The sequence below is a fragment of the Streptomyces alanosinicus genome (assembly GCF_014650595.1).
GTDB lineage: Bacteria > Actinomycetota > Actinomycetes > Streptomycetales > Streptomycetaceae > Streptomyces > Streptomyces alanosinicus.
Window position 1 is genome coordinate 1 of record NZ_BMVG01000003.1, and the last position, 22863, is coordinate 22863.

Genomic DNA, 22863 nt, shown 5'->3' on the forward strand with positions numbered 1-22863 from the left:
GCCCTGGCGGACGGCGACCGCTCCTGGCCCCTGTACGCCCTCGCCGTCGCCGCCACCCTCGTCGCCGTACGGCTGTTCTGGCTGGCGCCGCTGTCGGCGGTCGTCCAGCGCAAGGGCGGCCTCGGCCGCCTGAACTGGCGGATCCCGATGGTGCTGACCTGGGCGGGCACCCGCGGCGTGATGCCGCTGGCCGCCGCACTGTCCATCCCCGAGACCGCGAAGAACGGCACCCCGCTCACCGACCGCCCCCTGGTCCTGGTCCTGACCACCTCGGTCGTGGTCGTCACCCTCGTCGTCCAGGGCTTCACCCTCGCCCCCGTCGTCCGCGCCTCCGGCATCGCCCTGGAACCCGCGCACACCGCCCGCGAGGAAGCCCAGGCCCGCTCCCACCTCGCCCACGCCGGCCTGGCCCGCCTATGGCGTGTTGCGAAAGTCCCGCCTGCCGCCTGCCGCCCGACGCCTGGCACGCACTCTCGCCGCACCAGGCGAAAACCCACGTACAACCAGTACGAGGGCTTCCGCCCGGCACTCCCCCAGCCTCCGGCCGGGGGGACCCCCAGAGCACGCACCAGACGCCGCTCGGCCCGCCCTCCGGGCGGACGACGGGACTTCGCAACACGCCCTGGAAGAACTCGCGGAACTGGAGGTCGTACCCGACGTCGTCCTGGACCGCCTCCGCCGCGGCCTGACCGCACGCCTCGACGACGCCCGCGACCGCCTCACCGAGAGCGACGGCGCCACCGGCGGCCAGGCCACGGAGTCCGCCGACCGCGTCTACCGCCAACTCCGCCGCGACCTGATAGCCGTCGAGACCGGCGAACTGCAGCGGCTCTACGACGCCCACACGATCAGCGACACGACCCGCCGACGCCTCCAGCGGTCGCTGGACCTGGAAGAGGCGCGCCTGTCCGACGCGTGAGGCCGGCTTTTCGGTGCAGGTGTGTTGTGGTTGATCCCGCCTACGCGGCGGAGCCGCACATCGAAACAGCCCCGCGCCCTTTCGAGGCGCTCTTCCTCACCGGAACTCCACCAGCCTCGGGCGCGCCCCCAAAACCGTCAGGGCCATCGCCGCCAGCAGGGCACTGCCCGCCCACGGCAGCAAGTCGTTCACCGCCGCGCGGCCCGCCGACACGTTGGACGCGTAGTGGGACTGGTTGATGGCCGTCACCTTGTCCAGTGCCGCCATCCAAGCCTCGAAGTGGGCGTTGGACGTCCCCGGCTGCCAGTCCATGCAGAACTCGACCGCCTCGCGCTCCTTGCCGGCCGTAAGCAGCGCGCGGATCTTCCGGTCGTCGCGCTGGTAGACCGCGTAGGTGTCCACCGTCTTCTCCGCCGCGGTCCGCTCGCCGGGGAAGGTGATGTTGTCCAGCTCGCGGCGGAACTCGCCGGTAAAGCGCAGGTCGCGGTGGTCGGCCCGGTACGCCTTCCAGGTGGTGGCCAGCTCCGAGTCGTACGTCGAGAGCGTGGCACCCTTCAGGCCGTACAGCTCCTGGGACTTGGCCAGGAACGAGGCTTCATACTGGTCCCGGCGCTCCGGGTCGAGCAGGTAGCGGCTCTCGTCGGCGTTGGCGTCGTAGGCGATGGCGCGGGCGCGGGAGAGGGCGACGACGGAGTCGAAGGCATCGTGCCTGGCCACGCGCAGGTGATCGGCGGAGGCGGACAGCATCTCGGAGCCGAGTATCACCGCGAGCAGGGTGCATACGGTGGCGGCCAGCACACCAGGATTGAGGATGCGCCGGAAGCTGCGCGCGAGGTACCACTGCAGGACGCCGAGCACGGCCAGCAGGAGCACACCCAGGGCGAGGCCGGCGGTGAGCTGCGCGGAGAGGGTGGAGCGCGCCGAGGAGTACTCGACTTCGAAGGCCGCATCGTTGGAAGACACCAAATTGCTGGCGGCTGGCAGGAGTTGGGTGCGTAGGAGGTCCGTGGCGCGGCGGTAGTCGGCGAGGGCGGCGGGTTTGCCACCGTGGTGGCCGTCGTTCTCCAGGGCTCGGCCGATCAGCTCCTGGTACTCGGCGAAGTCGTCGGTCAGCGACTCCACGGTGTTCTCGTCTGCCTTGCTGCCCTGCGCGGCGACGGCGAGGGTGCGCAGATCATGGCCGATCTCGCGTCGGGCGTCGCCGTAGAAGCCGACGGCCTTCGTGTACGGCGTCTGCAGCCGCCCCTTACCGGCATCGCCGCTCGACAGCAGGATGTTGGCAGCCTGGGCGTCCATGTCGTTCAGAGCCAGGTTGAGGTCGGCGGCGCTGGTGGTGCGGGGCGCGTCGCGGTCGGCCACGCTGCTCCAGGTACCGAGGGCGGCGAGCCCGGCAACCAGCAGGAGTGTGACGAGGCCGGCGGTGAGCAGGACCGTGGCCGCGCGCAGAAGGCGCAGCCGTGCGGGCACGGTGGCCCAGTAGCGGCGGCGCAGAGCGGCCCGCGCGGCCTCGGTCCGCTGCCACAGGCGCAGCCCCGGACCCGGTCCGGCCGTCCGCGAACCCCCTCGCTGGCCCGGTCCGGGGCTGCCCCCGGGCGGGGCGACCACCTCTTTCCGTGGCGGTGCCCCTTGCTCGGTCCGAGGACCCTGCGCTGATCCGGCCGTGAGAGTCACGGTCCCTCCAACGTCACCACCTACGGACGGTCGCCCGTCCCCCGTTGGTGATCAGTCTGCGACGGGATTCGGCCATCGATGGCTCACGTTGACGGGTCCCTGATGGTTTCTCGGCTTTGTTTGACGGCACTTTGACGGCGCGGCCACACGGGCCGTATGAGTGCCGCCAATTCCCCGCCGAGCAGGGCGGTCGCGACGGGGAACAGGGCTAGATTCGCTGTCGGCCGCCGACGGGGGCCGCGGACGTCAGCGGCCCCCACTCCTCCGGAGTCCCTACTCCGAAGCGGCGCGGCGGCGGTTCGGTGCGTGTCCGAGGGGCAGGCACCGGCGCACGGCGTCTGTCGTCGTCCCATCGCCGGCATCTGCGCGCCGCCGTGCGGTGCCGGGGCCTCGGCACCGCACGGTCCCGTGGCCGCGTCCCCGTCAGCCCTCCGTCCCTGTCACCCATCGAGACACGAAGGTGTCCATGCTTCCCGCTGCCCCCGAGAAGGCCCCACCGTCACGCCCCGAGCACGGAGCCCGGAGCGGACCGGAGCGAAAGCCGAGGCGGCGCGCCCCGAGCGGGCTGTTCGAGCCTGCCCAGCTCGTCCGTTCCTTCCCCGAGGCGCTGCGCAAACTGCATCCGCGCGTCCTGGTGAAGAACCCGGTGCTGTTCGTCGTCTCCGTCGGCGCGGTCCTCACCACCCTGTCCGCGCTGCTGCATCCGGCCGTCTTCACCTGGGTCATCAGCCTGTGGCTGTGGCTGACCGTGGTCTTCGCCAACCTGGCGGAGGCGGTCGCCGAGGGCCGCGGCAAGGCACAGGCCGAGTCGCTGCGCAGGGCCCGCACGGACACGGTGGCACTGCGGCTCGAACACTGGAGCTACGGCACGAATCTCGCCGCCGCCCGCACCGAGGCCGTCGCCGCCACCGACCTGAAGCCGCTGGACGTCGTCCTGGTGGAGGCGGGCGAGATGATCCCGGCGGACGGCGATGTCATCGACGGGGTCGCGGCCGTGGACGAGTCCGCCGTCACCGGCGAGTCGGCACCCGTGATCCGCGAGGCGGGCGGAGACCGCAGCGGCGTCACCGGCGGTACGACCGTGCTGTCCGACCGGATCGTCGTCCGGGTCAGCGCCCGCCCCGGACACAGTTTCCTGGACCGGATGATCGCGCTGGTCGAGGGCGCCGCCCGGCAGAAGACCCCGAACGAGATAGCGCTGAACATCCTGCTGGCCTCCCTGACCATCATCTTCCTGCTGGTCGTGGTGGCCCTCCAGCCGATGGGCGAGTACGCGGGCGCCGCCCAGTCCACGACCGTGCTGGTCGCCCTGCTCGTCACCCTCATCCCGACCACCATCGGCGCCCTGCTCTCCGCGATCGGCATCGCCGGCATGGACCGCCTGGTCCAGCGCAACGTCCTCGCCATGTCCGGCCGCGCGGTCGAAGCGGCGGGTGACGTGGGCACCCTGCTGCTCGACAAGACCGGCACCATCACCCTCGGCAACCGCGAGGCCGCCGCCTTCGTCCCCCTGCCCGGCATCGACGAACGGCAGCTCGCCGACGCGGCCCAGCTGTCCTCGCTGGCCGACGAGACCCCCGAGGGCCGCTCCGTCGTCGTCCTGGCCAAGAACCGGTACGGGCTACGGGCCCCCGCCCAGGGCGAGTTGGCGAACGCCCGCTGGGTGCCGTTCACCGCGCAGACCCGGATGAGCGGGGTCGACCTGCGCTGGCCGAACGGCGCCCTCTGTGCCATCCGTAAAGGCGCTGCCCAGCAGGTGATCGACTGGGTGCAGATGTACGGCGGCCACGTGCCGCCCGAGGCACGGCGGTACGCCGACGCCGTGGCAACCTCGGGAGGAACGCCGTTGCTGGTGGCGGTGCACGACTGGGACGGGCCGCGCGTGCTGGGCCTGATCCAGCTCAAGGACGTCGTCAAGGACGGCATCCGCGAACGCTTCGCCGAACTGCGCCGCATGGGCATCCGCACGGTGATGATCACCGGCGACAACCCGCTGACCGCGAAGGCCATCGCCGAGGAGGCCGGCGTCGACGACTATCTCGCCGAGGCCACCCCGGAGGACAAACTCGCCCTGATCAAGCGGGAACAGGAGGGCGGCAAGCTGGTCGCGATGACCGGTGACGGCACCAACGACGCGCCCGCGCTCGCGCAGGCGGACGTCGGCGTGGCGATGAACACCGGTACGTCGGCCGCCAAGGAGGCCGGCAACATGGTCGACCTCGACTCCAACCCGACCAAGCTCATCGAGATCGTCGAGATCGGCAAGCAACTCCTCATCACCCGGGGCGCGCTGACCACGTTCTCCATCACGAACGACGTCGCGAAGTACTTCGCCATCATCCCGGCCATGTTCGCGGGCACGTACCCCGGCCTGGAGGCGCTGAACATCATGGGCCTGCACAGCCCGACCTCGGCCATCACCTCCGCGATCATCTTCAACGCCCTGATCATCATCGCCCTGATCCCACTGGCCCTGCGCGGAGTGCGCTACACCCCCGCCTCCGCCCACGACCTGCTCCGCCGCAACCTCCTCGTCTACGGCCTCGGCGGACTCGTCCTGCCCTTCGTCGGCATCAAACTGATCGACCTCCTCATCTCGCAGGTGCCCGGCCTTGGCTGAGCCGCGCCCAGTGGCCTGGCACGCCCGTCAAGGAGCCGTATGCGCACGTCAGAGCCCCGTCAGAGAACGGGGTCCCGGCTTGCCCGGCGGGTGCGGGACGGCTTCCATGGACGGTGTGAACAGCGCCTGGCTCCTCTTCGACCGACCTCCGAGTCCCGCTCGGCCGTCGCGTCGTGAGCCGCGCTGACCGGAAGCGCCCGCGCCACCCGGTATCGCGTCCCGCCGACGCCATGCCGCGCTGGCGCCGCGTCCCGCCGACGCCGCTTTCCGTGCCCCGAGGGGCGCCGTGATCAGCTCCGGCGCCCCTCGACCCACCTTCCTCACCGCACGCCCACCGCCCTTCGCGGGCGGCATCTGCGTGCCCGCAACCCGGATGGGATCATGCCCGACTCAACGCTTTCGTCCCTCACCGTCCTGATCACCGGCGCCACCTCCGGCATCGGCCACGAGACGGCCCGACAGCTCGCCGAGCGCGGCGCCACCGTGCTGCTGCACGGCCGTACGGCCGAGGAGGCGCAGGCGGCGGCAGACCGCCTGGTCGCCACGGCAGGCATCCAGCCCGCCCAACTGCGACCGTACGGGGCGGACTTCTCCCACCTGGAGGAGGTCGAGGCACTCGCCCGCACGGTGGTCGCCGAGCGACCGCACCTCGACGTCCTCGTCAACAACGCGGGCATGGCGGCCCCGGAACGACACACCGTGACCGCCGACGGCAACGAGATCGCCTTCCAGGTCAACTTCCTCGCCCACTACCTGCTGACGTGCTTGCTGGAACCCGCGCTCACCAGCGATCCGGGCGGCCGGGTCGTCAACGTCTCCTCGTCCCTGCACCGCACCGGGTCCATCCAGTGGGCCGATCCCAACCGCGCCCGCCGCTACTCCCGCCTCGCCGCCTACGCCCAGTCCCAGCTCGCCCTCACGGTGTTCGCCGCCGACCCGCGCGTCACCGCCGTATCCGTCCACCCGGGCGTCTGCGACACAACTTTGCTTCCCCTCTACGCCCATGAGGGCGTCTCCCCCGCTGAAGGCGCCGCGCACGTGGTCCGGCTCTGCGACCCGGCCGTCGAGATCGTCAACGGCGCCTACTACGACCGCGACGAGCGCGTCGAGCCGGCCCCGGCCGCGACCGAGGACCGCACGGTCAAGCGTCTCAACAAGCTGGCGGACCTGCTGGTCGGCCGCACCGCTTGAAGAACCCCCACCGTCACAGGAGTTGATGTACATGTCCAAGCGCGCCCGCAAGAAGAAGGACCGCCGCAAGAAGAAGGCCAACCACGGCAGCAAGGCCGGCCAGAGCTGACCGACCACGGCAGTAGGGCGGGCGACAGGGAACAACGTTCTCCCGGTCGCCCGCCCATCCGTATCCCATCTCCCCCACCCACGAGGCATTGATGATCGAGATCTCTCCGCCGGACCCACGGGCGCTCGCGCGCTGGTTCCCCACACACTCCCCCGGTCCCGCCATGATCGGCGAGCACGTGCTGGCCACCGGCATCGGTCGCTGGTGGGCCGACCGGCCCGTGCAGCCGAGCACCGCGGCCGTCTCCTGCGCCGGCCACGTCGTACTGCGCGGTAGCCCGGAGGAACTGACTCCCGCTCTCCTCGCGCCGCTGGCCGGCAACCGGGTGGAGGCCCCGGCCCGGTTCCTGCCCGCGCTGGGCGCCGCCTTCGACCGGCTCACTCCCTGGGAACGCATGATCTGGACGCTCCAGGCCACGCCCCAGCCTGCCACCGTCCCGCACGCGGTGACCGTACGGCGTCTGGAGCCGGCGGACACCGACGCGGTGCACGCCCTCGGCCCGGACGCGTCCTGGCTCTCGGCCAGTTGGGGCGGTCCGCCCGGACTCGCCGCCTCCGGCCACGCCTGGGCTGCGATGGCCCGCAACGGCCGTGTCCTGGCGGTGGCCTGCACCTACTTCCGCGGCACCGGCCACGAGGACGTGGCCGTCTACACCATCCCCGACCACAGACGCCACCGCATCGCCCTGGCCTGCGTCACTGCCCTGTGCGCGGACATCACCTCCCGCGGCCACACGCCCAGCTGGAACTGCTCGCTCCACAACCGCGCCAGCCGTCTCCTGGCCTGGAACGCCGGTTTCCGGCTGGTAGGCGAATACGTCCACTACGCGGTAGGAAGCCCGGTGGCACATCATCGGCTCAGCGCTTAGCGAGCACTTGAAGAGGGATACGCCCGTGTCCAAGAAGACCAGGAAAGCCCCGCTCCTCACCCTCCCGATCCTCGAAGGCAGCCACGAACTCACGGTCACCCGGCTGAAGCGCGGCGAGGACTCCTTCACCCTCCACTACCGGATCACGCCACCGCTGCCCGAGTCCGGCAGCGAGACCCCCGTACTGCCGGTCCTGGAGGCCTTGGACGACCTCGGCAACACATACGACGACCGCGGCGGCGCCTACGGCACCCATCCGGACGGCACCTGCACCGACGGCAGCCTCAGCGGGCACCCGGCCCTGCATCCGGAGGCCAGCAGCCTGCGGGTCCGCATGACATGGCTGCGCGGCGGCAAGGAGACGTCGTACGACATGACGCTGGCCCTCCGCCCCTGACTTCGTTCCGGCCAGCGCGTTACCCCTGTACAGCCCGATCCGGGCCTGGGCAATGGTTACCTCTTGATCCTGATGTGCCGCCGACATCCACCCGGCCGGTCTTGACGGAAGCTCGACGCGCTCGGTGGAATCGCTCATGGGCTCATGCGTCACTTGCTGCTCAGGCTGCTGCCTCCGTCCGCGTGATGGCCGGAAACTCCCCCGCTGAGCCGCACATCAGGTGAGCACGTCGATGGCCACCACCACCGAACAACCGACGCCGAGCCGATTGCGGACGTGGATGCTGGAGGGCTTGTCCGACATGGGCAAGCAGGGCGGTCACACCGGACCCCATGCCGCGCCGGAGCCAGCGCACAAGGGCCAGCGCTGATGGCGCGTGATGTGCCTGACCGGCGTCGACTACTTCTCGGCCCTCGGCTACCAGCCGGGCATCGCCGCCCTGGCAGCCGGTCCGCTCTCCCCGATCGCGACCATCGTGCTCGTCATAGTCACCCTCGCCGGTGCCCTCCCGGTGTACCGGCGGGTGGCCGAGGAGAGCCCACGCGGCGAGGGCTCCATCTCGATGCTGGAGCGGCTGCTCTCCTTCTGGCAGGGCAAGCTGTTCGTCCCGACCCTGCTGGGCTTCGCGGCCACCGACTTCCTCATCACCATCACCCTCTCCGCCGCCGACGCCTCCACCCACCTGGTGGAGAACCCGCACCTCACCAGCACCCTGCACGGCCACCAGATGCTGATCACCCTCCTGTTGGTGGCCCTGCTCGGCGCGGTCTTCCTCAAGGGCCTCATGGAGGCGATCGGTGTCGCGGTCGCCCTGGTCGGCGTCTGTCTCGCCCTGAACGTCGTCGTCGTGATCGTCGGCGTGTGGCACATCGTCACCGCCGGGCATGTGGTCAGCGACTGGAGCAGCGCCCTGACGGCCCAGCACGGCAACATCTTCGTCATGGTCGGCGTGGCCCTGATCGTCTTCCCCAAGCTCGCCCTCGGCCTGTCCGGCTTCGAGACCGGCGTCGCCGTCATGCCCCACGTCCAGGGCGACGACGGCGGCACCGAGGAGAAGCCGACCGGCCGGATCCGTGCCACCAAGAAGCTGCTGACCAGCGCCGCCGTCATCATGAGCGGCTTCCTGATCACCACCAGCTTCATCACCACGCTGCTGATCCCGGAGAAGGAGTTCAAGACCGGCGGTCAGGCCAACGGCCGCGCGTTCGCCTACCTCGCCCACGAGTACCTCGGTGGCGCCTTCGGCACGGTCTACGACATCTCGACCATCGCCATCCTGTGGTTCGCCGGCGCCTCGGCCATGGCCGGCCTGCTCAACCTCATGCCGCGCTACCTTCCCCGCTACGGCATGGCTCCCCACTGGCGCGCGCCGTCCGCCCGATGGTCATCGTCTTCACGCTGGTCGGGTTCCTGGTGACCTGGATCTTCGACGCCGACGTCGACGCGCAGGGCGGCGCCTACGCCACCGGTGTGCTGGTGCTGATCAGCTCGGCCGCGATCGCGGTGACCATAGCGGCGCGCAAGGCCGGGCAGCGCAACTGGACCATCGCTTTCGGCGTGATCGCGGCGGTGTTCCTCCACCCGACCGTCGTGAACGTCATCGAGCGTCCCGACGGTGTGAAGATTCGGTGCCTGCTTCATCGCCAACGATCCGGGCCTGCGGGACAAGGCCGAGTACCGCGACAAGATCGAGCAGATCCGCGCCGACAACGACATGCCCGAGCAGGAGGACTTCGTCTTCGTCGAGGTCACCGTCACCGACCCCTCCGAGTTCGAGGCGAGCCTGACCGTGCGCAGCGAGGTCCTGCACGACCGCTACCGCGTCCTCACCCTGGAGTCCGCCTCCATCCCCAACGCCCTGGCCGCACTCCTCCTCCACGTCCGCGACAGCACCGGCTGCACGCCGCACATCTACTTCGAGTGGACCGAGGGCGGCCCCTTCGCCGACTTCCTGCGCTTCTTCCTCCTCGGCCAGGGCGAGGTCGCCCCGGTCACCCGCGAGGTCCTGCGCGAGACGGAACCGAACCGGGAGCGGCGCCCCCGCGTCCACACCGGCTGAAGCAGACAGTGGCGTCAGGATCCCGTCAAGATTCAACCGTTCGGCGTTAGGGCCCCGTCAGCGTCGGTCGCCGGACCCGGCAGGGCCTTCTAGCGTCGGCTCTGTGCAGCGGAACGGACCAGCGGGCCCGGCCGGCGACCGCCACTGGCGCGGCAGCGCCCGGCTCGCGGTCAGCTGTGCCCTGCTGTTCTGTGCCATGGCTCTGCTGGTCGACTGGGACGCAGGGAGCCTGACGCCCCTGCGCGCCCTGCTGTGGGTCACCCTGTCCGTCGCGGTAGGCGCCGTCCTGCTGCCGCCCCGGGTGAGCGCCGGCCCCGGCTGGCTCGCGGTGCGTACACCCTGGCGCCGGCGCATCGTCCACACGGACGCGCTGATCTCCGTACGGCAGTACGACGGCCCATCCTCCCACCTGGTCCTGCGGGACATCCACGGCCATCGCCTGGAACTCGACCCCCGGACCCTCGCGGCCAACCCCCCGCTCTGGCACGAACTCGACACGGGTGTCCGCCGCTCCCTGGAACGCGGGACGCTGCGGCAGGGGGCGGATGTCCTGGACCGGCTGGGCCACCACATCGACGACGAGACACTGCAGGCAGTCCTCCGGGCATCAGGGCTCAACTGACCGGGCGCAGGGGGCAGTCCTGGAAGGTGACCGTCCCGGTGGTGGGTTCTTCGAGCCGGTTGAGGAGGCGCAGGAGGGTGGTCTTGCCCGCGCCGGACCGAGACGTCTTCGTTGTCGGCGGTGGTGACCCAGCCGGATTCCGCCGCGACGTAGAGGTGGCGGGCGGTGGGGTCGTAGGCGAGGACGTCGGGGTCCTGGCCGACCTGGTCGTTGCCGGTGATGTGCCAGGTGGTCAGGGCCCACGGTGAGCAGGCGGGCGTTGCCGTCGCAGGCGACGAAGGCGAGCCGGTCGGCGGGGGCGAGGGTGAGGCCGTGGTCGTGGTCGCAGCCGGGCAGGGGGACGCGGCGGGTGATGTGCAGGGTGGCCGGGTCGATGACGGCCAGCTCGTTACGGGTCTGGACGTCGACGAGCATCTGTCGGGTACTGGGGTCGTAGGCGACGTTGCCCGCCTCGCCGCCCAGGGTGACGGTGCCGCGGGCGGCTCCGGTGGTGGCGTCGACGACGGTCTCCGAGCCGCCGGTCTCGTTGGTGGTCCATACCGTGCCGTGCACGGGGTCGTAGGCGAGCCCGTCGGGGGTGTCGCCGGTGGGGCTGCGGTGCAGCACGGAGCCGGTGGTTTCGTCGATGGTGGCCACCTGGTTGGCGTCGCTGGCGGTGGCATACACCCGATGCAGGGCGGGGACGACCAGGACACCGTGTACGCCGGGCAGGTCGCCGATGACCCGTACGACGTGGTTGGTGCGAACGTCGACCTCGATGACTTCGCCGGCGCCGAGGTGGGCGATGAACAGCAGGCCACGGCCGGGGTCGAGGCTCGCGTAGTCGAAGCGGGAGTTGTCGCCGGGTAGGGCGATCTGGGTCACTGGCCGGAGCGGAAGCGCCGTCTTGGGTGGCTCGCCGTCACCCCGGGTGAGCAGTACGCCGGCCACCGCGGCGGCGATGGCGACGACCAGTCCGGCCGCGAGGGCGATCAGGGTGCGAGGGCTGAGGCGACGAGCCATGCGCGGACTCTCCCGGGGTGGGCGATGAGCGGCGCGGACAGCATGCCGCCGCCCATTCGTGGCGGGCGGCGGCATGCTGTCCGCGCCCTTCAGTACAAGTAGATGCCGACGAGCAGGGCCGCGACAGCGGCGAGAAGTGCGTAGCGGATGCTGACGCGGGCGGGCTGGGCGGCCAGTGGTCCGAGACCGTAGCCGAGGGACGCGGCGGCCAGGGTGAAAACGCCGGAGCCGGTGTCCTGCCAGCTGATCGGGAAGACGGGCACGGGTCCGTCTGTGAGGAACTGGTCCGAGTGGGCGGCCCGTAGGACGGCGTTCCAGGCGAGGGGCCCGACGGCCGCCGCGAGCGCCCCCGTCAAGGTCGCCACCGTGAACTTGCTCTTCCCCGGCGCCCGCCAGGCCATCCAGATCAAGCGCCGCCGCACCGACCGCAAGACCGGCAAGACCACCATCACGACCGTTGACGCGGTCACCAGCTCCCGCGGCATGTCCCAGCCGAACCGCCGGGCCTGCCAGCCGGTCACGGCGTCGAGATAGCTGTCGGTCGCGCCGCCGGGACATCCGAAGACGCCGTGGTCAACGGCCTGGTGCAGCGCGTCGATCACGGCCTGGGGGCCTTGAAGTCGGTGTCGGCGACCCACATCGGCAGCGGGTCGGCCGCGGCCTCGTCGGCCGCCAGGAACTGACGGGCGCAGGCCCACTTCATCGAGTTGCTGCTCCTGCGGTCCACGACGGTGTCGAAGACGGAGTCGATTGCCATGGAGGCGGCCGGGATCATCCGCGGCTACCGCGCGGTCGTCGACGCCGCGGCCATGGGGTACGGGTTCGAGGTCCTGCTCTTCGCCACGCTCAGCCGGCCCGACGCGGTGACCGAGTTCGACGCGGCAGTCGCCGGCATCCCCGAGGTCATCGAGGCACAGCGGCTGTTCGGCGAACCGGACTACCTGATCCGCGTGGTCACCGCCGACCTGCCGTCGTACCAGCACCTCTACGAGTCCGTGCTCGTCCATCTGCCGGGAGTCCGCGGCCTCAACTCCACCATCGTGATGAAACAGGCCGTCCACCCCCGGCCCCTGCCGGACCGGCCGCCGCGTGCGGTGACGACACCGGCCGCGCACGCCCGCCGCGCCCCCGCCTGAGCGGCGGCCATGTGAGACCGGCACATCAAGCGCTTCTGCCCTGGCCGGAATTCGTCATCCGCTCGGGCTCCCGGATCTAGAGTCGGACGCGCTGGACGTACGGGTGAGGGAGGCTTGACTTCAGTGGCGGACGAGCGGGTTGTCATCGTGACCGGTGCGGGCTCGGGCATCGGGGAGGCCACGGCTCGGCTGCTCCGCGAAGGGGGCCATCAAGTGGTCGCCTCCGGTCGGCGGGCCGAACCCCTGCGGCGCCTGGCGCGGGAGACCGGGGCGCTGGCGCATCCGTCGGACGCCGGGGAGCCCGACGCGGCCGAGGGGCTGGTCCGGGCGGCGCTGGAGGCGTACGGGCGCATCGACGGGGTGGTGCTGAACGCGGGCATCGGGCGCGGCGGAGCCGTGGGGGACATGTCCTTGCGGGACTGGGACGAGGTGATGCGCATCAACCTCACCGGCCCGCTGCTCCTGCTACGCGCGGCGATCCCGCACCTTCTGGAGACCAGGGGGGCCGTGGTCGCCGTCGCCTCCGTGGCCGCGCTGCTCCCCGGCACGAGCAACGCGCCCTACGCCACCTCCAAGGCGGCCTTGGTCCAGCTGTGCCGTTCCGTGGCCGCCGACTACGGCCGTCAGGGGGTGCGCGCCAACACCGTGTGCCCCGGCTGGGTACGGACGGAGATGGCCGACCGGCGCATGAGGCGCTTCGCCGAGGAGGCACGCCTGGGCGACGGCGGCGCCGAGGCCGCCTACGCGGAGGCGACCCGGCTGCTGCCGCAGGGACGGCCGGGCGAGCCGCGCGAGGTCGCGGAGGCGATCGGCTGGCTGCTGTCCCCGGCGGCTTCGTACGTCAACGGTGCGACGCTCACCGTGGACGGCGGGGCGACGGCCCTGGACCCGGGGACCCTCGCGTTCGACTACCGCATCGCACCCCGCGACGGCCACGACAGGGCCTGAACGCTGTTATGCGCCGGCAAGGACGAACCAGCGGGCCGGCAGGTCGATGCGGGTGCCGTCGGTCAGGAACTCGGTCTGCGGCAGGGTCGTCCGGCCGTCGGCGAGGATCTTCAGACCGGCTTCGACGAGCACGCGCGGGATCTCCGTGTCGTCGGCGTCGGCGGGCTTGAGCCCGTGGTGGAAGACCCGCTGGAGTTTGGGTCCCGGGCCGCTCGGCTGGGACGCGGCCTGCCTGAGCACATCCCGGGAGCCGGAGGTGAGCTCGACGACGAACGCGCGGCCCGCGCTGCCGATGATCTCGGCGACGGCCGCGGCGACCGAAGGCCGCGCCTCGGGTTCGCTCTGGTGGATGACGGCCCGCATATAGACGTTGGCGTCACCCAGCCGCTGGTGCAGGGCGCGTACGGCGTCGATGTCGGTGAGGTCGAGCTGCTCGAACTCGATGGCGTCGTCCTGCGTGGCACGACGCGCGTGCTCGACGGCGGCGTGCGAGAGGTCGACACCGACGGCACGGGCGAACCGGGCGGCGAGATAGCGGGTCTGGGTGCCGTTGCCGCAGCCCAGGTCGACGATCGTGCGTGCCGGGTCCGCATGGGGCAGGAGCAGGGCGCTGTGCGGCTCGGCGGTGAGCGAGGGGTCTGAGTCCCAGATCGCCTCGCCCGGCGCGTCGGAGGTCTCGCTCCAGTAACTCTCCCAGGCGTTGCGGTACTTGTCCGAGACGTTCATGCGATCTCCCCACGGTTCGGTTCCGCGATCGGGATATCGCGGGGGCCCGCGACGAGGCAAGGGGCCGGAGGCCACCTTCACCGGATGTATGGAACCTGGACCGCGACGGCCTGTTCGAACCACACGGTCTTACGGTGCCCGGTGGCGCTGGCGCCCCACTCCCGGGCCAGCCGGCTGACCACGCGCAGACCCCGGCCCGTCTCGTCACCGGGACCGGCGCCCAGCATGGCGGGCAGGGCGGGTTCGTCGTCGGTGACCTCGAACAGCAGCGCGTCGGTGCGGACCACGCGCAGCCCGACGGGCTCGCTCCCGGCGTGCCGTACGGCGTTGGTGACGACCTCGCTGACCAGCAGTTCGGCGGTCTCCACGGCCTGCGGCAGACCCCATCGCAGCAGCCGGTCGCGGACCAGCCGGCGGGCCCGGCGGACCTCGCGCGGGTCGGGGTCGAGCCGCCATTCGGCGACATGGTCGTCGGGGATGCCGTTGAGGCGGGCCATGAGCAGGGCGACGTCGTCCTTGCGGCCGCCGTGGGTGTTCAGGGCGCGGATGATGGTGTCGCAGGCCGCGTCCATGGAGGCGGCGGGGTGCGCGGCGGACTCGCAGAGCGCGGCGAGGCCCTCGCCGATGTCGCAGCCGCGCACCTCGACCAGTCCGTCGGTGCAGAGCACCAGTCGGTCGCCGGGCGCGACCTCGACCCGGGTGGCCTCGAAGGGCACGCCGCCGACGCCGATGGGCGCGCCGGTGGGCAGCTCCAGGAGTTCGCTGCTGCCGTCCTCGGCGCGGACCAGGACGGGCGGGATGTGTCCGGCGTTGGCGAGGTGCAGTTCGCCGCGGATCGGGTCGTAGACCGCGTAGAGGCAGGTGGCGAGGTAGTTGTCGCCGAGGCGGCGGGCCAAGTCGTCCAGGTTGCGCAGGAGTTGGGCGGGCGGGGTCTCCATGGTGGCCATGGTCTGTACGGCCGTGCGCAACTGGCCCATCATGGCGGCCGAGTTGAGGCCGTGGCCCATGACGTCGCCGACCACGAGGGCGGTGCGCGAGCCGGGCAGTTTGATGGTGTCGAACCAGTCGCCGCCGATCCTGCCGAGCCGGGTGCCCGGCAGATAGCGGGTGGCGATGTCACAGCCGGCCATCCGCGGGGTGACCTGCGGGAGCATGCTGTCCTGCAGGGTGTCGGCGACGTTCTCCTGGTAGGTGTACATACGGGCGTTGTCGAGCACGAGGCCCGCGCGGGCGGCGAGTTCGGCGCCCGTGGTGCGGTCCATGTCGTCGAAGGCCGGGCGGTCGGGGCGGCGCATCAGCACCATGAAGCCGAGGACGACGTTGCGCGCCTTGAGCGGCACGATCAGCAGGGAACGGCCGCCGATGAGCGGCCTCAGGTCGCGCTTCTCGAACTCGCCGGAGATGCGCTCGCTCAGTTCCTCGGTGACCCTCGGGACGAGGACCGGCTCGCCGGTGCTCATGCACGTGTAGAACGGGGTGTGTTCGGGGAAGGCGAAGGCCTCACCGACGGGCACGGTGTCGTCCCAGCGGCCCGGTTCGTCGTTGTGCTCGACCCACACCCGGAACATCACGGTGGTGGCGTCCGGCGGTCCGTCCGGGAAGCCCTCGCCGGCGAGGACGGCGGCGCGCAGATGGGTGCCGGCGAAGTCCGCGAACCGGGGGACGGCGGCGCTGGTGACCTCGCGGATGGTCTCGCCGAGGTCGAGGGAGGTGCCGATGCCGGAGCTGACCTCGTTGAGGAACTCCAGCCGCTCGCGCACGGCGGCGTACTCCAGGTCCTGCTCGGCGCCTTCCGGGATCACGGCGGCCACCGGCCGCCGCCGCTGCGGTACGACGGGCTCGGTGCGCCGGCGGCCGGGACGGCGAGGCACACCCCAGTACGGGGTGACGGGCACCCGGTCGGACTGGCTGAACTCCAGGACGGGGTAGCCCAGTTCGAGCACCTGGGAGACGATCCGGCCGCTCAGGCCGGGGCCCATGTTGGGCAGGATCTCGGGCAGCCGGCGTTCGAGTTCGTCGGAGGCGGGCAGTTCGGTGTGGCGGGCGAAGCCGGGTGAGATGCGTTCGGCGGTCTCGTCGTCGTAGCCGCGCTCCTCGCGCAGCCGGGTGGCGTCCGCGGCGAGCACGAGCAGCCGGGACGGGCCCGGCCCGACCAGCGGATAGGCCCACCAGAGCACATCAAGCCGCTCGTCGCCCGCGAGAGCGCCGTGCGGGACGAGACGGGCGCGGCCGGCGGTGGCGTAGGCGGTGTGGCCGCCGAGGGAGGCCTCCAGGTCGGGGCCGAGCCCGTCGTACTGCGCGTAGGTGTCCGGCGTCGGAGCGCCGTACAGGTCCTCGGGCAGGGCGCCGGAGACCGGCAGCAGATCCGCCGCGGCGTGCCCGACGGCGTCCTCCCTGCTCGCGCCGAACAGGCGCCGTGCGCCGCTGCTCCAGTGCGACACCATGCCGTCTCGGTCGACGACGACCACGGCCAGCGGAATCCGCCCGGCCGCCCCGCTGTCGGCTTCGCGCCCGGGAGCTGCGTCCCGCTCGCTGCCACGGTCCATGGCCCAGGCCCTCTCTCCCCACGGCTGTACGCAAACGATCTGTGCCGCCCGTCACTACGGTACGGCGGCGTCCGGTCGCGATGTGTGGCAATCCTGGAATTGGCTTCACCGGATCGCACCGGCGCGCAGCTCAACGCCCTGCGGGCGCCTCGCCCGACGCTCTGTCAGTCTTCGTGCCCCAGTTGCAGATCCCGTTCGCTGCGGCCGCCGCCCGCGACCCGCAGCACGGTGGCGACCGGCGGGTAACCGGCGGCGATGACCGTGTACTCCCCGGAGGAGAGGTCGACGAACCGGAAGGTTCCGTCCGCTCCCGTGGTGAGGGTGTCGACGACGTTGCCCGCGGCGTCGAGGAGCGTCACACGCGCGTCCTCCACGGGCCGTCCGCCGCTCGCCCGGACCGTGCCGCGCAGCACGGCGCCGCCCGCGAGTTCGACGTCCTGCCGGGTCTCCCGGGAGGCCTGCACGGTGACCGGGAGCGCGGCCGGGCGGTAGGCGGGGGCGCTGGCGGCGAGGGTGTACTCGCCGGCGACCAGTTCGGTGATGACATAGCCGCCCTCGCGGCCGCTGCGGGTGGTGGCGACGACCTCGCCGTGCACATTGGTGAGGGTGACGGTGGCGTCGCGCACGGGGGTGCCGTCGGCGGTCAGGACACCGCCGGCGAGGCGGCCGGCGCCGCCGAGGACGACGTCGAGCTCGACGGGCCGTTCGCCGACGGTCACGGAGACGGCCTGCGGCTGGTGGCCGCCGGCGGCGGCGATCAGTACGTACGCCCCCGGACCGGGCGTGCCGAGCGCGTACCGCCCGTCCTCGCCGCTCGCGCCCCGCCCGATCTGCTGTCCGGCGACGTCGATGAGGGTGAGCGCGGCGCGGGGCACCACGGTGCCGTCGGGGTGCTGCACCGTGCCGCAGACGGGGATCCCGGCGGCGTGCGAGGAGCGGGGCGCGCCGGTGGTCCCCTCGGCCGGGGGCTGGGTGCGGGCCTGCGGGATCAGGGCGTTCGCGGTCTCGGGTTCCTGTTCGGGCTCGGTTTCGGCGGTGTGGTGGGACACCAGTGGTTTCTCCTTGAGGAAGAAGGCGAGGAGCAGGCCGAGGGCGAGCACCGGGACGAGGTAGAGGAAGATCCGGGGCATCGCGTCGGCGTAGGCGCGGATGTAGGCGTCGCGCAGGGCCGCGGGCAGCGCGTGGACGAGCTGCGGGGTGATGGACTCGGGGTCGGGCAGCCGGGCCCCGGCGCGCGGCGGCAGCTCCTTGCGCAGGGCGTCGGTGAGCCGGTGCGCGAAGAGGGTGCCGAAGACCGCGGCGCCCACGCTGCCGCCGATCTGCCGGAAGTAGTTGTTGGCGCTGGTGGCGGTGCCGAGGTCGGCGGGCCGCACGGAGTTCTGCACGGCGAGGACGAGGACGGGCATCACCATGCCGATGCCGGCGCCGAGGACGGCCATCCAGATGCTGTACTGCAGCCGGGGCGTGTCGACTTCGAGGCGGGAGAGCAGCCACATGCCGACGGCGGAGACGGCACCGCCGAGCACGGGGTAGATCTTGTAGCGGCCGGTGTGGCTGATGAGCTGCCCGCCGATGACGGAGGCGCCGACGATCCCGGCCATCATGGGCAGCATCAGCAGCCCGGACCCGGTGGCGCTGGCCCCGTCGACCATCTGCAGGAAGGTCGGCAGATAGCTGGCGGCGCCGAACAGCGCGACGCCGATCACGAGGCCCACCAGACCGCTGATGTTGAAGACGGAGTCACGGAACAGCCGGAGCGGGATGAGGGGTTCGACGGCGAAGCGCTCGACGACGAGGAAGAGGACGACGGCGGCGAACGCGCCGACTCCGAGGCCGGTGATCTGCCGGGAGCCCCAGGCGTACTCGGTGCCGCCCCAGCTGGTCAGCAGCACCAGGCAGGTGGAGGCGGCGGCGAGCAGCAGCGCGCCGAGGACGTCGAAGCGACCGCGGCGGCCGCGGCCGGCGGGCCTCGGGAGCTTCAGGACGAGGGTGACGACGGCGAGGGTGAGCAGGCCGAAGGGGACGTTGATGTAGAAGCACCAGCGCCAGGAGAGGTGGTCGGTGAAGTAGCCGCCGAGGAGGGGGCCCGCGACGGAGGCGAGTCCGAAGGAGGCGCCGATCAGGCCCATGTAGCGGCCGCGTTCCCGGGGCGGCACGATGTCGGCGATGATCGCCTGCACACCGATCATGAGTCCGCCCGCGCCGACGCCCTGGATCGCGCGGTAGACGATCAGCTGGTCCATGGACTGGGCCCGGCCGGCGAGCGCGGAGCCCGCGACGAAGACGGCGATGGCGAACTGGAAGACGCCCTTGCGCCCGAAGAGGTCCCCGAGCTTGCCGTACAGCGGCAGGCCGACGGTGGAGGTGAGCAGATAGGCGGTGATCGCCCAGGACATCCGGTCCAGGCCGTGCAGTTCGCCGACGACCTTCGGCAGCGCGGTCGCGACGATCATCTGGTCGAGCGCCGCGAGCAGCAGGGCGAGCATCAGCCCGAAGAACACCAGCCACACGCGGCGCGGGCCGAGTCCGGCGGCCGCCGCGGGTGGCGGCGGGGCCTCGGCGCTCTCCTCGCCCGGGGTGTCGCCCTCCCCCGGTGCCGGTGGCGCGGCCGGCTCGTGCGTCACCAGAGTCGTCCCGCCCACGTACCGCTCCCCTCGTCACACCTGTCACAAGTCCCGCACAAGGCGACAACTACTGACAACTGCGGCGGGTTACGGCAGGGTTGGGGAGGGCCGGGAGATCCACTCGAACCGGTGAAGGGGCACAACACCCCTTCACCGATGGGAGCTTGGTCCTACTTCTCGACCTCGGCGGCGAGACGGACGAGCACGGCGTCGTAGATCCGGCCGAGGCCCTTGGGCGCGAAGGTCTTCTCGAAGAAGCCGCCGATGCCGCCGGCGCCGTTCCAGGTGGTGGTGACGACGACCCGGGAGCTGCCCTCGCCGGCGGGGGTGACGCGCCAGGTGGTGACCATGGAGGAGTTGCGGTCCTTCTCGACCAGCTCGCCGTCGGTGGGCTCGCTGACCTCCAGCAGACAGTCGCGCACCCGCTTGCTGGTGGCCTGGAGCTTCCAGTGGACGAGGGTGCCCTCGCCGTCGCCGCCTTCGCGGACCTCGTACTCGCTGAAGTGCTCGGGCAGCAGTTTCTGCCGCGTGCCGCGGTAGTCGGCGAGGGCGTCGAACACCTTCTCCGCGTCCGCCGCGACGACCCGCTCCGTAGTGGCCTCGACCTGCGCCATTGCGTTCCTCCAGGACCTGCGTTTCTCGGGGTTGGGGAAAGCCAACCACCCCGGTGCCCGGCCACCCAAATCGGGGGTCGTTCCGCCAGGCCGCACGATCATGAGAACAGTTGTTCTATTCTATGGCGCAGTACTACCGAGGAGGCGTCATGCGCTGGGAGAACCTCACTGCCGAGCCGGGAGCGGCCGGGGCGAGCGGGGAGCGCGCCGAGCACGGCCGGGCCGCCGACGCCGCGCTGTTCGGCGCGGACGCCGTGACCACGCGCACCTTCGACACGCCCGAGTTCCGCGGGATCACCTTCCACGAGGTGCGGGCGCGCTCGGTGCTGAACCGGGTGCCGGGTGCCTCGCGGATGCCGTTCGAGTGGACGGTCAACCCCTATCGGGGCTGCACGCACGCGTGCGTGTACTTCCCATGACCCTCCGGCTGCGCGCTCAGGCGGCGCCGACGTGAGTCAGTGGCTGCTGCTGCGCGACCGCACGGGTCCTCGCTGTAGATGACCGCGGAGACCGCGCTGTCGTAGGCGTCGTTGAGGCCGTTGCCGCAGCTGACGTCTTGTCACTTTCGTTCGCGCAGGACACGGCCTTGGTGACGGCGTCGCATCAAGAACCGGAAGACCATGCCGTCGGCCGGTCCCGCGACGGACTGACCACGAAGGTCCGCCTCGCGGCCGGCGGACGTCGTCGGCCTTCCGGTCCTCCGTCCTGGCCGCGGGACACGCGGACGGCCTTGTACCGACCCTGGCCTGCGAGATCCCGGCGTACTACTCCCCGGTGGCAGGTGAGTTGCGGGTCGGTCTGCCCAGCACCCAGAAGAGCACGCCGAGGAGCATGAAGGCGACCAGCGGGACGGCCTCCGTGAGCAGGTACCTCCAGCGCTCGCCGTAACTCCAGCCGGCCGGTGCGTAGCCGGAGCCGAACCAGTGGTCGCCGAGTCCCGGGGCGACCAGCTGCACGCTGGCGAACAGGATGAGCAGGGTGAGCACCGTGCTGATGGTGCGAGGGATGGGCGCCCTGTAGGGGCGGGGGAAGTCCGGAGCCTTGCGGCGCAGTACGGCGAGCGCCGGGAAGATGCCCAGGTAGCTGACGAGGGTGGTGGAGACGGCGAGGCCGAGGACGGCGCCGAAGAGCTTGCCGGCGCTGCCGCCCGTCAGTTGGTGGGCCAGGATGAGGACGGTCGTGGAGACCGCACCGCTGAGGATGTTGACCCGTACGGGGGTGCCGAACCGGCTGGAGATGACGCCGAGGAAGCGGGGTGCCGCGCCGTCGTAGCCGGAGACGGCGAGGGCACGGTCGGATCCCATGATCCATGTGACTCCGGAGGAGAGCACCGTGAGGATGAACATGATCGCGGCGAGGTCTCCGAGCAGGCGGCCGGCGCCGCTGAGCGTGGCTGTGCCGTCGGCGACGACATGGCCGCCGTACACCGTGAAGACCTGCCGGATGGCGTCGACGAAACCGCCGAGACCGGTGATGGCCTTGACCGGCAGGACGAGCAGGATGCCGAGGATCGGCAGCGCGTACAGCAGTACGGCGAGGCCGGCGCTGCGGAAGATGGCGAACGGCACGTCCTTCTGGGCGTCGGTCATTTCGTCGCCGGCGGTGTTGGGCAGCTCGAAACCGACGTAGTTGAACATCAGGACAGGTACCAGTCCGACGAATCCCGCGTAGGTCGGGGAGAAGTCGCCGACACCGAATCCATGCAGGCCGTGTTGGATGCCGTACACCACGACGGTGACGGTGAACAGTCCGAGGAGGATGAAACGGCTCCAGGCGCCGATGGTGGGAATCCACTTGCCGACGTCGAAGGAAAGGATCGCGGCGAGCACGCCCACCCAGACGAACACGAGAGTGAAGGCGTAGAAGGCCGAGGTGCTCAGGTTCTTCCCGTCGTTGAAGAAGGTGGTGTAGGCAGTGGCGGCGGACACGGAGAGCGTGCCGCCCAGCCACACCGGATTGGTGATCCAGTACAGGAAGTTGTTGACGGCACCGGCGAGCCGCCCGAAGGCCCGGCTGGTCCAGATGTAGGGACCGCCCTCGTCGGGGAACGCGGCTCCCAGTTCGGCGGTGAGCAGTGCGGACGGCACGAAGAACACCGCGGCCAGCACGATGAGCCAGGTGAATGCTTCAGCACCCTTCGAGGCGACGGTGCCGATGGTGTCCACGCCGACGATGGTGCACAGGAGGAAGAACAGGATGTCGAAGCGGCCGAAGTGCTTGCGCAGCTTCTGCCGCTCCGCGAGAGCTGCTGCCGGCGTGTCGGCAGGCTCGGAGGTTGTCTGACCAGCGGCCACCGGGAGCTCCTGCGTGCGTGTGGAAGGGGCGGGGTGCGGCCAATGATCAGCCGTACCTCAAAAGCACACAAGTGTTCATGTCTAACTCTTGACCATCACCTATCCACCCGAAAAGCGACGGAAACCGCACCGAAACACGGGAATGGAGGCAGGGACCGCTTCGCCGAGCGGAGGCCGATCCGCGGCGCGCCGCTTGACGACCAGCGCTGCGCTTACGAGCAGGAGAACGATTGTCCCGTCAAGGCCATGGGTATCCGAACGGTCGCGGTGGCGAGGTGGGAGGACACTGTCGACTAGGGCGCGTATCGAGTCGTGATCAATCTGCGGGAGTCGCCCTCGTGATGGGTCCTGGACCAATAGATCTTCTTGCGTGACGCGAGTGCAACTGCCGGACGAGGAGCGTGAATTCATCGGGCCGAACGTGCCGGTCGGCAGGTACAGCCCCTACCCCGCGCGGCTGCGGCAGCAGTTCGACCGCGTCATGGAGCAGATCGGGGCCTTCTTGGAATAGCCTGAG

The 22863-nt window shown here is 71.1% G+C and carries 19 protein-coding genes and 3 pseudogenes; 13 read left to right on the plus strand and 9 right to left on the minus strand.

The features are described from left to right. Together IE277_RS08625 and IE277_RS47005 are read left to right on the plus strand one after the other, a co-directional pair. A pseudogene (locus IE277_RS08625) lies at positions 1–414 on the plus strand (cation:proton antiporter domain-containing protein); the annotation flags it as partial. A gap of 7 nt (positions 415–421) precedes the next feature. Further along, positions 422–919: a hypothetical protein gene (locus IE277_RS47005; RefSeq protein ID WP_229881206.1), complete on the plus strand. Its 498-nt coding sequence runs from the start codon at positions 422–424 to the stop codon at positions 917–919. 96 nt (positions 920–1015) lie between these two features. Here IE277_RS47005 and IE277_RS08635 read toward each other — a convergent pair whose 3' ends face one another. Then, positions 1016–2524 carry a GlnX family signal transduction membrane protein gene (locus IE277_RS08635; protein WP_189950192.1) on the minus strand — a complete coding sequence of 503 codons (1509 nt, stop codon included), beginning with the start codon at positions 2522–2524 and terminating at the stop codon, positions 1016–1018. A gap of 532 nt (positions 2525–3056) precedes the next feature. Between IE277_RS08635 and kdpB the strand changes: the two genes are divergently transcribed. The 7 genes and pseudogenes from kdpB to IE277_RS08665 all read left to right on the plus strand — a co-directional run bounded on the left by kdpB (position 3057) and on the right by IE277_RS08665 (position 10456). Next, a complete protein-coding gene (gene kdpB / locus IE277_RS08640) occupies positions 3057–5210 on the plus strand; it encodes a potassium-transporting ATPase subunit KdpB (RefSeq protein WP_189950194.1) in 2154 nt (717 codons plus the stop codon). Positions 5211–5591: 381 nt separating this feature from the next. Next, on the plus strand, positions 5592–6401 hold the full coding sequence (locus tag IE277_RS08645) for an SDR family NAD(P)-dependent oxidoreductase (protein ID WP_189950196.1): 810 nt from the start codon (positions 5592–5594) through the stop codon (positions 6399–6401). 31 nt (positions 6402–6432) lie between these two features. Then, positions 6433–6510: a 50S ribosomal protein bL37 gene (locus tag IE277_RS49430; protein ID WP_373310759.1), complete on the plus strand. Its 78-nt coding sequence runs from the start codon at positions 6433–6435 to the stop codon at positions 6508–6510. 91 nt (positions 6511–6601) lie between these two features. Then, positions 6602–7378, plus strand: a complete 777-nt coding sequence (locus IE277_RS08650; protein ID WP_189950197.1) for a GNAT family N-acetyltransferase — start codon at positions 6602–6604, stop codon at positions 7376–7378. Positions 7379–7403: 25 nt separating this feature from the next. After that, the gene (locus IE277_RS08655) at positions 7404–7775 is read left to right on the plus strand and encodes a hypothetical protein (protein WP_229881032.1); all 372 of its coding nucleotides are present in this window, start codon (positions 7404–7406) and stop codon (positions 7773–7775) included. 232 nt (positions 7776–8007) lie between these two features. Next, positions 8008–9834, plus strand: a pseudogene (locus tag IE277_RS08660) (APC family permease). A 103-nt stretch (positions 9835–9937) separates the two neighbouring features. Beyond that, positions 9938–10456, plus strand: coding sequence for a hypothetical protein (locus IE277_RS08665; protein WP_189950200.1), 519 nt, complete (start codon positions 9938–9940; stop codon positions 10454–10456). On the opposite strand, the gene IE277_RS49435 is transcribed toward IE277_RS08665, so the two are convergent. From IE277_RS49435 to IE277_RS08680, 3 genes are all read right to left on the minus strand, one after another. After that, complete coding sequence (locus IE277_RS49435) at positions 10449–10529, minus strand: hypothetical protein (protein ID WP_373310761.1); 81 nt, start codon at positions 10527–10529, stop codon at positions 10449–10451. The two genes, IE277_RS08665 and IE277_RS49435, sit on opposite strands and share 8 nt — an antisense overlap. Positions 10530–11547: 1018 nt before the next feature. Then, positions 11548–12060, minus strand: coding sequence for a hypothetical protein (locus IE277_RS08675; protein WP_189950202.1), 513 nt, complete (start codon positions 12058–12060; stop codon positions 11548–11550). Further along, the gene (locus IE277_RS08680) at positions 12057–12215 is read right to left on the minus strand and encodes a hypothetical protein (protein ID WP_189950204.1); all 159 of its coding nucleotides are present in this window, start codon (positions 12213–12215) and stop codon (positions 12057–12059) included. The genes IE277_RS08675 and IE277_RS08680 overlap by 4 nt, the downstream gene beginning before the upstream one ends. Here IE277_RS08680 and IE277_RS08685 point away from each other — a divergent pair. Then, positions 12214–12594 (plus strand): Lrp/AsnC family transcriptional regulator, encoded by a 381-nt coding sequence (locus IE277_RS08685; protein ID WP_189950206.1) that lies wholly within the window; start codon positions 12214–12216, stop codon positions 12592–12594. The genes IE277_RS08680 and IE277_RS08685 overlap by 2 nt on opposite strands. Positions 12595–12717: 123 nt before the next feature. Beyond that, the gene (locus tag IE277_RS08690) at positions 12718–13542 is read left to right on the plus strand and encodes an SDR family NAD(P)-dependent oxidoreductase (protein WP_189950912.1); all 825 of its coding nucleotides are present in this window, start codon (positions 12718–12720) and stop codon (positions 13540–13542) included. A 6-nt stretch (positions 13543–13548) separates the two neighbouring features. Here the strand turns inward: IE277_RS08690 and IE277_RS08695 are convergent, their stop codons facing one another. The 4 genes from IE277_RS08695 to IE277_RS08710 all read right to left on the minus strand — a co-directional run bounded on the left by IE277_RS08695 (position 13549) and on the right by IE277_RS08710 (position 20052). Continuing rightward, a complete protein-coding gene (locus IE277_RS08695; RefSeq protein WP_189950208.1) occupies positions 13549–14268 on the minus strand; it encodes a class I SAM-dependent methyltransferase in 720 nt (239 codons plus the stop codon). 77 nt (positions 14269–14345) lie between these two features. Then, complete coding sequence (locus IE277_RS08700; RefSeq protein ID WP_189950210.1) at positions 14346–16814, minus strand: SpoIIE family protein phosphatase; 2469 nt, start codon at positions 16812–16814, stop codon at positions 14346–14348. Positions 16815–16978: 164 nt separating this feature from the next. Beyond that, a complete protein-coding gene (locus tag IE277_RS08705) occupies positions 16979–19456 on the minus strand; it encodes an MFS transporter (RefSeq protein WP_189950212.1) in 2478 nt (825 codons plus the stop codon). A 152-nt stretch (positions 19457–19608) separates the two neighbouring features. After that, positions 19609–20052: an SRPBCC family protein gene (locus IE277_RS08710; RefSeq protein WP_189950214.1), complete on the minus strand. Its 444-nt coding sequence runs from the start codon at positions 20050–20052 to the stop codon at positions 19609–19611. A gap of 149 nt (positions 20053–20201) precedes the next feature. On the opposite strand from IE277_RS08710, the pseudogene IE277_RS08715 reads away from it, so the two are divergent. Then, positions 20202–20462: pseudogene (locus IE277_RS08715) on the plus strand (Rv2578c family radical SAM protein); the annotation flags it as partial. 354 nt (positions 20463–20816) lie between these two features. On the opposite strand, the gene IE277_RS08720 reads toward IE277_RS08715, so the two are convergent. Continuing rightward, entirely contained in the window at positions 20817–22346 is a 1530-nt protein-coding gene (locus IE277_RS08720; RefSeq protein WP_189950216.1) for an APC family permease, read from the minus strand. Positions 22347–22716: 370 nt separating this feature from the next. On the opposite strand from IE277_RS08720, the gene IE277_RS08725 reads away from it, so the two are divergent. Continuing rightward, positions 22717–22857 (plus strand): hypothetical protein, encoded by a 141-nt coding sequence (locus IE277_RS08725; protein ID WP_189950217.1) that lies wholly within the window; start codon positions 22717–22719, stop codon positions 22855–22857. The last annotated feature ends 6 nt before the right edge of the window (positions 22858–22863 follow it).